Raw genomic sequence first — 6,119 nt, forward strand, 5'->3', positions numbered from 1 at the left:
CCTTCAGCGTGGTAGTGAATCGAAATGGTCGTCGGCGAAGCGACCGCCGCCGAAGGCTAGCGACCGTGCTTCCGGTAGACCAGATAGACGGCCAGGGCGACACCGAGGATCAACCCGATCGGCGTGAAGACGATCACACCGGTCCACTTTGACAGCAACCACCCGGCACCGCCGTAGAGAGCCATCCCGGAGAGGAGATAGCTGGGGATCGACCAAGCGGCGCCGGCGAAGTCGCGGGCGTCGTCCTCGGGTCGGATTTTCTTCTCGCTCATCGCGGGCATGACGATAGCAGCCACCATCAGGACTAGTCATATCGGGCTGGGTAGGCCCCGCGAGGATCTTACGCCCCATCGCCGTTCACCCGGGCCCGGGGGACTCGCCGCCGGGGTCGGCGTAGAGGAGTTTGAGCCTCATGAAACCTCGCATCTCACCGACCGTCCAGGCGACGACGGCGACGACGGCGGCCGCGCCGAACGCCTTCGGCTCGAACACGGTGACGTCCTTGAACGCCTTGAGCAGACCCATGAGGACGAGGACCTTCACCGCGTAGGACAGCACGGCGGCCGTCATCATCACCACCGGTGAGATGCGGCCGGCGAAGGAGACCACGACGAGGCCGACGGTGAAGAACACGCAGACGACGAACGTTCCGATCGCCGCGCCCAGCGCCCCCTCGCCGGAGGCCAGGAGGGCGGCGACAACGACCGCGACCACCCCCACCAGGAGGGTGGGTATCGCGGCCCCTTTCAGGAGGCGCACGTCGTCGGCCTGCATCGACACTCCAAGTAACTTTTATCAAGCGAGCGATTGCTACCTTACAGGGCCCGTGTGACCGGGTCGCTGCTAGTGAAAGCTATCACAAGCTCTTGGAAGAGCACCTTTACCTGCCGTTTCAAGTAAACGATCAAGATATTTCCGGAAGGCGGTCAGTCGAGCGTCTCAGGCTTCGAGAACCCCTGGCCGGGAGCGGTGAGTGATAGATCGGGCAGCGCGGACAGCACCGCGGTGTCGTCGTCGGCCGCGGAGCGCCGGGGGCCGGGGGCCTGCGACGGCAGCGGGGGGATCCGCCTGGCGGGCTCCCGCCCGGAACGGCTGTGACGCCCCGCGGCATGCGCTCCCCCGCCACCGCCGCGGCGGGTGCGCCAGTGCGGCAACGCCATGACCACCAGCACGCCGACCGCCAGCAGCACGGTCAGCGGGAACAGCACGAGCGGGACGCCCTCAACGGACATCGCCACGACGGCGAAGGCGAACAGGAACGTCCAAGCGTACATGATCAGGACGCTCCGCCGGTGCGAGTGGCCGATGTCCAGCAGCCGGTGGTGCAGGTGGCCCCGGTCGGGCGCGAACGGCGACAGTCCGTTGGAGGTGCGCCGGACCACCGCCATGACCAGGTCGAGCAGCGGCAGCACCAGGATGGCGACCGGCACCAGCAGCGGGAGCACCACGGGGAAACGGTTGATGGTGGTCGAGTCCAGCGGGGTGATGGTGATCATCGTGGAGGCCAGGACCAGGCCGATCAGCATCGCCCCGGTGTCGCCCATGAAGATCTTCGCCGGATGGAAGTTGTGCGGCAGGAAGCCGAGGCACACCCCGATGAGCACCGAAGTGATCACCGCCGTGATGTTGATGCTGGTGTTGCCGTAGTCCTTCGACAGGATGATGGAGTAGGTCCAGGTGGCCATGGCGGCGATGCCGACGATCCCGGCCGCCAGCCCGTCCAGCCCGTCGACGAAGTTCACCGCGTTGATCATCACGACCACGACCATGATCGTTATCAGCGGGCCGAGCGTGGAGTCGAGACTGACCTGCCCGCCCAGCGCGGTGGGCATGGGCAACCAGGGCAGGCTGACGCCGTAGGCCACCATGATGGCCGCGGCGCCGATCTGCCCGGCCAGCTTGACCAGGGCGCTCATCCCCAGCCAGTCGTCCAGGAAGCCGGTCAGCGTGATCAGCCCCCCCGCCGCGATCAGCGCGATCGCGGTGTTCCCGTCGGCGAAGCCGCCCTCGGCCAGCTTGCCCCCGGCGTACGGCAGGCGACCGGCCACCAGCAGGCCGGCCACCAGCCCGCCGTACATGGCCAGGCCGCCGAGCCGGGGCGTCGGGATCGTGTGCACGTCCCTGTCACGGACCTCCGGCATCGCGCCGATGCGGATGGCGAAAACGCGGACCAGCGGGACCAGAAGGTAGGTCACCGCTGCCGCGACCAGTGCCATGAGTAGGTATTCGCGCACGGACCTAGTTTCGCTGATAGGTCGGCCAACTGTGACCAAAAAACAACACAGAACGCCTCATACTTCCCTGGGATATACCTGATGACCCCGCGCCAGCTCCCGCGCCCGTTCCATGGTTTCTCCCACTGTGTCGGGGTTGCGGATGACTCGCGCGATCATGGAGGCCACCTCCTTCATCTCCTCACCCCCCATCCCCTGGGTCGTGACACAGGGGGTGCCGACCCGGATCCCCGACGTCACCGTGGGCGGCTCGGGGTCGTAGGGGATCGCGTTGCGGTTGAGTGTGATCCCGGCGGCGGCGCACCGCTGCTCGGCCGCCGCGCCGGACACCCCGGTGGCCCGCAGGTCGATCAGGGCCAGATGACTGTCCGTACCCCCGGAGACGGGTCGCATGCCCTCCGCGGCCAGCGCGTCGGCCAGCACCTGAGCGTTGGCCACCACCCGGTGCGCGTACCCGGCGAACTCCGGCCGGAGGGCCTCACCGAACGCCACCGCCTTGGCCGCCACCGCGTGCATGAGCGGCCCGCCCTGGACGAACGGGAAGACCGCCCGATCGACCCTGGCCGCCAGCTCCGCCGTGCACATGATGCCGCCGCCTCTCGGACCGCGCAGCGCCTTGTGCGTGGTGAAGGTCGCCACGTCGGCGTACGGCACGGCGGACGGCAGGGCGCCCCCGGCCATCAGCCCGACGGTGTGCGCGATGTCGGCGAGCAGCCAGGCGCCCACCTCGTCGGCGATTCCCCGGAAGGCTAGGAAGTCGATCTTCCGGGGGTAGGCGGTGGCACCACAGATGATCATTTTGGGCTGGTGGCGGAGCGCCAGCTCCCTGACCTCGTCGTAGTCGATCAGCTCGGTGTCCCTGCGCACGCCGTACGCGACGACGTCGAACCACCGGCCGGAGAAGTTGACCTTGGAGCCGTGGGTGAGGTGTCCACCGTGGGAGAGCGCCATGGCCAGCACGGTGTCGCCCGGCTGGAGCAGCGCGGCGTAGGCGGCCATGTTGGCCGAGGCGCCGGAATGGGGCTGCACGTTGACGTGCTCCGCGCCGAACAGCCGCCTGGCCCGGTCGACGGCGAGGTTCTCGGCCCGGTCGACGACCTCGCAGCCGGCGTAGTAGCGCCTGCCGGGATACCCCTCGGCGTACTTGTTGGTGAGCGTCGATCCGAGCGCGGCGAGCACGGCGGGCGAGGCGAAGTTCTCGCTCGCGATGAGCTGGACGCCGTCACGGAGCCGGTCGAGCTCGTCCACCAGGACCTGCGCGACCTCCGGATCCCGCTGCTGCAGGAGGCCGAAGTCGGGCCCGTAGTACGGCTCAGCACCCATGACTCACATCCCGGGGATGACGACTCACCTCACTGTATGCCCGGATGCCTCATTTTCCCACGTCAATTGGGCGTTTCTCAGATGAGGAACGTCTCACCGGAAAAGGTCTTTCTCAGGAGAACGCGTGCGGAGCCCCCGCGTTGACCGGCACCCATCGGGGGGTGTCGGCCGCCTGATCGCTGATCGAGGTGAGGACGGCCTGGCGGTAGAGGCCGAGGCGGGTACGCCACTCCGTCATGTCCTCCACGTAGCGTCCCGAGACAGGGGCGTCCCAGACGTCCCTGCTCCTGGCCAGCCGGTAGGCCTTGTCGAGGGTGGCGGTCAGGGTGTCCAGCGCGGGAAGAACCTGCCGCCACATCATCACCAGGCGCTGGTACTCGGGGTTGAACTCCCACGAGGTGACCGCGTCGGCGGAGAGCGGGCCGGGGGCCGCCGACGCCGGAGGGGTCTCCCCCGGCCGCAACGGCTGCGGGGCAGGCGGATCCACGAACATCACAGGCTCCTCACTCCGTCCCACCGGACCGGCCGCCACCGGATGGCGGGGCCGACCGCGGCGGATCTCCCGAATCCACGTCGTCCGCCGCGTCGCCGGAACCGGCGTCCGCGGTGGACCACACGCCCTCGTCTCCCGTCTCCCCCGCACGGAGCGGTACGTCCGGACCATCCGGCGGTCCGGCCCGGTACCCGCTGTCGGCGAACGCCCCGGACGCGTCGGGACTCACCGGGCCCGCCTGAGCCGAGCCGGCGTCGCCGTCCTCCGCCCACTGGGTGAGCACTCCCTCGGCCGTGCCGCCGGTGACGTGCGTGCCACCGGTGACGTGCGTCCCCGTCGAATGGGTGCCGCCCGAGTGCGTCCCCGTGGAATGCGTCCCCCCCGAGTGGGTGCCGGTGTCGTCGAAGGGGGTGCCGACGAGCGGGGATACGGTCTCGCCGCCCGTGCCCGGCGGCCGGCCGCCCTGGTCGAGGGCGGGTTCGGCGGTGTCGGGCACCGGGAAGGCGGGCTTGACCGACTTCAGCGCCTCGTTGGGTTCGACCTGGCCCGGCCGGTCGGATCCCGCGCCGTCGACGCCGGAGCCCCCGCCGGTCAGGGGGTCGGCCGAGGTCGCGGCCGAGGGGTCGTCCAGCAGCGGGAGGTCCTCGACGTGCTTCAGCAACTCGCCGACCTCGGCCGCGCTGGGCGAGTCGAGCGGGATCTGCAGCATCTTCACCCCGTGCACATCCACGACCTGCGGGCGCGGCCCGCCGGTCTGGTCGATGTCGTCGGGGTGGTCCTTCCGGAAGGTGTCCAGGATCTCGATCTTGCCGTCGCCCCGGGGAGACGTCTCGTCGCCCTTGGAGCCGGTGTCCCCCCTGAGGTCGGCGTCCTTGAGGTCGGCGTCGACCTTGGCGGAGGATTGCCCCTTGGCGTCGGTGTCCTTCCCCTGCCCCCCGGAGTCGGAGCCGGAGTGCCCGTCCCGGGGCGAGCGCTCGTCGCCCTTGGAACCGGCGTCCCCCTTGGGGTCGGCGTCGTTCCTGGCGGAGGGGTGCGCCTTGGCGTCGGTGTCCTTCCCCGAGCCGCCGGAGTCGGCGCCCCGGTCCTTCGACCCGTCGGAGCCGGAGTGGCCGTCCCTGGGAGACGTCTCCTCCCCCTTGGAGCCGTTCTCCGGCTTGGAGTCGGGCTTCGGGTCGGATCCGGTGTCGGGCTTCGCGTCCGGCTGGGAGTGGGGCTTCCGATCGTCTTCCGGGGTGTTGCCCGACGACTGCCCCCCGCCCTGCTGACCACCGTCGTGCTGACCGCCGGCCTCCGGCCGGACGGCGGGTTTGAGATCCTCGGCCTTCGGCGTGTCCGGCCTGGCCCCGGAGTCGTGCGACGTCTCGGTTTTGGGCGTCTCCGTCTTCGACGCCTCGCCCCGCGCGTCCGCCACCTTGGGCGTCTCCGCCTTGGCGGCCCCGTCCTTGGTCTCCTCGGCCTGGGGGGCCTCGCCCCGCGCGTCGGCGACCTTGGGCGTCTCGGCCTTCGGCTCCCCGAGTTTGGCCCCCGGCTGGGACGCGCCCTCCTGCCTGACCTTCCTCTCCAGGAGCTCCACCCGGGAGGAGACGTCGCGGACCATCTCCTCGCACGCGTCGGCGACCTGGGACGGCCGGTGGGTGGACTGCGAGGACAGACCCGCCGCGCTCATCAGCCGGGCGACCCGGCCCTCGGCGGTTCTCATCTGCTCCGCCGCCTGTCGCACCTCGGACAGCAGATCACGGACCAGCTTGGGGTCCATTCCGTCTAACTTGCCCATGGACGTCTCCCGGATGTGTCGGCCACCTCACGGTACCGGTGGGACAGCCGCGCGTCACGACGATAATTCAGACGATGTGACTCCTCCGCTCCCTGAAGGGAGCGGCTTCTCGCTAAGCCGCCTGCGTAGCCCGGCGAAGGGCAAGCCCTGCCCTGAGGATGTTGATCGCCGCGTTGGCGTCGGCGTGCGCGGTGTGCCCGCACGCCGTACAGACGAACGAGGCCTGGGTGAGGCGGTTCTCCTTCGCCACATGCCCGCAGCGCGGGCAGGTGCGGGAGGTGTGGGCGGGGTTCAC

Annotated in this window: 7 protein-coding genes; all 7 read right to left on the reverse strand. The window is 69.8% G+C overall.

All coding sequences use genetic code 11. The annotated features are described in order from the left end of the window. Nucleotides 1-56 precede the first annotated feature (56 nt). Entirely contained in the window at nucleotides 57-272 is a 216-nt protein-coding gene (locus ABZ194_RS13540; protein WP_355595733.1) for an AtpZ/AtpI family protein, read from the reverse strand. An 85-nt stretch (nucleotides 273-357) separates the two neighbouring features. Further along, nucleotides 358-774 carry a hypothetical protein gene (locus ABZ194_RS13545; protein WP_355595735.1) on the reverse strand — a complete coding sequence of 139 codons (417 nt, stop codon included), beginning with the start codon at nucleotides 772-774 and terminating at the stop codon, nucleotides 358-360. Nucleotides 775-926: 152 nt separating this feature from the next. Beyond that, complete coding sequence (locus ABZ194_RS13550; RefSeq protein ID WP_355595737.1) at nucleotides 927-2,234, reverse strand: MraY family glycosyltransferase; 1,308 nt, start codon at nucleotides 2,232-2,234, stop codon at nucleotides 927-929. Between the two features lie 57 nt (nucleotides 2,235-2,291). Further along, nucleotides 2,292-3,557: a serine hydroxymethyltransferase gene (glyA, locus tag ABZ194_RS13555; RefSeq protein WP_355595739.1), complete on the reverse strand. Its 1,266-nt coding sequence runs from the start codon at nucleotides 3,555-3,557 to the stop codon at nucleotides 2,292-2,294. 112 nt (nucleotides 3,558-3,669) lie between these two features. Beyond that, entirely contained in the window at nucleotides 3,670-4,050 is a 381-nt protein-coding gene (locus ABZ194_RS13560) for a hypothetical protein (protein ID WP_355595741.1), read from the reverse strand. Nucleotides 4,051-4,060: 10 nt separating this feature from the next. Then, nucleotides 4,061-5,824, reverse strand: a complete 1,764-nt coding sequence (locus ABZ194_RS13565; protein WP_355595743.1) for a hypothetical protein — start codon at nucleotides 5,822-5,824, stop codon at nucleotides 4,061-4,063. A 112-nt stretch (nucleotides 5,825-5,936) separates the two neighbouring features. After that, nucleotides 5,937-6,119, reverse strand: a 183-nt coding sequence (locus ABZ194_RS13570) for a zinc ribbon domain-containing protein (protein ID WP_355594591.1), incomplete at its 5' end; no start/stop codon positions are given.

Source organism: Streptosporangium sp. NPDC006007 (assembly GCF_040614315.1).
In the GTDB taxonomy this organism is placed as follows: domain Bacteria; phylum Actinomycetota; class Actinomycetes; order Streptosporangiales; family Streptosporangiaceae; genus Streptosporangium.

Coding starts and splice junctions, on each gene's coding strand:
- glyA (WP_355595739.1), bottom strand. CDS start 3,557: ATGGGTGCTGAGCCGTACTACGGGCCCGACTTCGGCCTCCTGCAGCAG.
- ABZ194_RS13560 (WP_355595741.1), bottom strand. CDS start 4,050: ATGTTCGTGGATCCGCCTGCCCCGCAGCCGTTGCGGCCGGGGGAGACC.
- ABZ194_RS13540 (WP_355595733.1), bottom strand. CDS start 272: ATGAGCGAGAAGAAAATCCGACCCGAGGACGACGCCCGCGACTTCGCC.
- ABZ194_RS13565 (WP_355595743.1), bottom strand. CDS start 5,824: ATGGGCAAGTTAGACGGAATGGACCCCAAGCTGGTCCGTGATCTGCTG.
- ABZ194_RS13545 (WP_355595735.1), bottom strand. CDS start 774: ATGCAGGCCGACGACGTGCGCCTCCTGAAAGGGGCCGCGATACCCACC.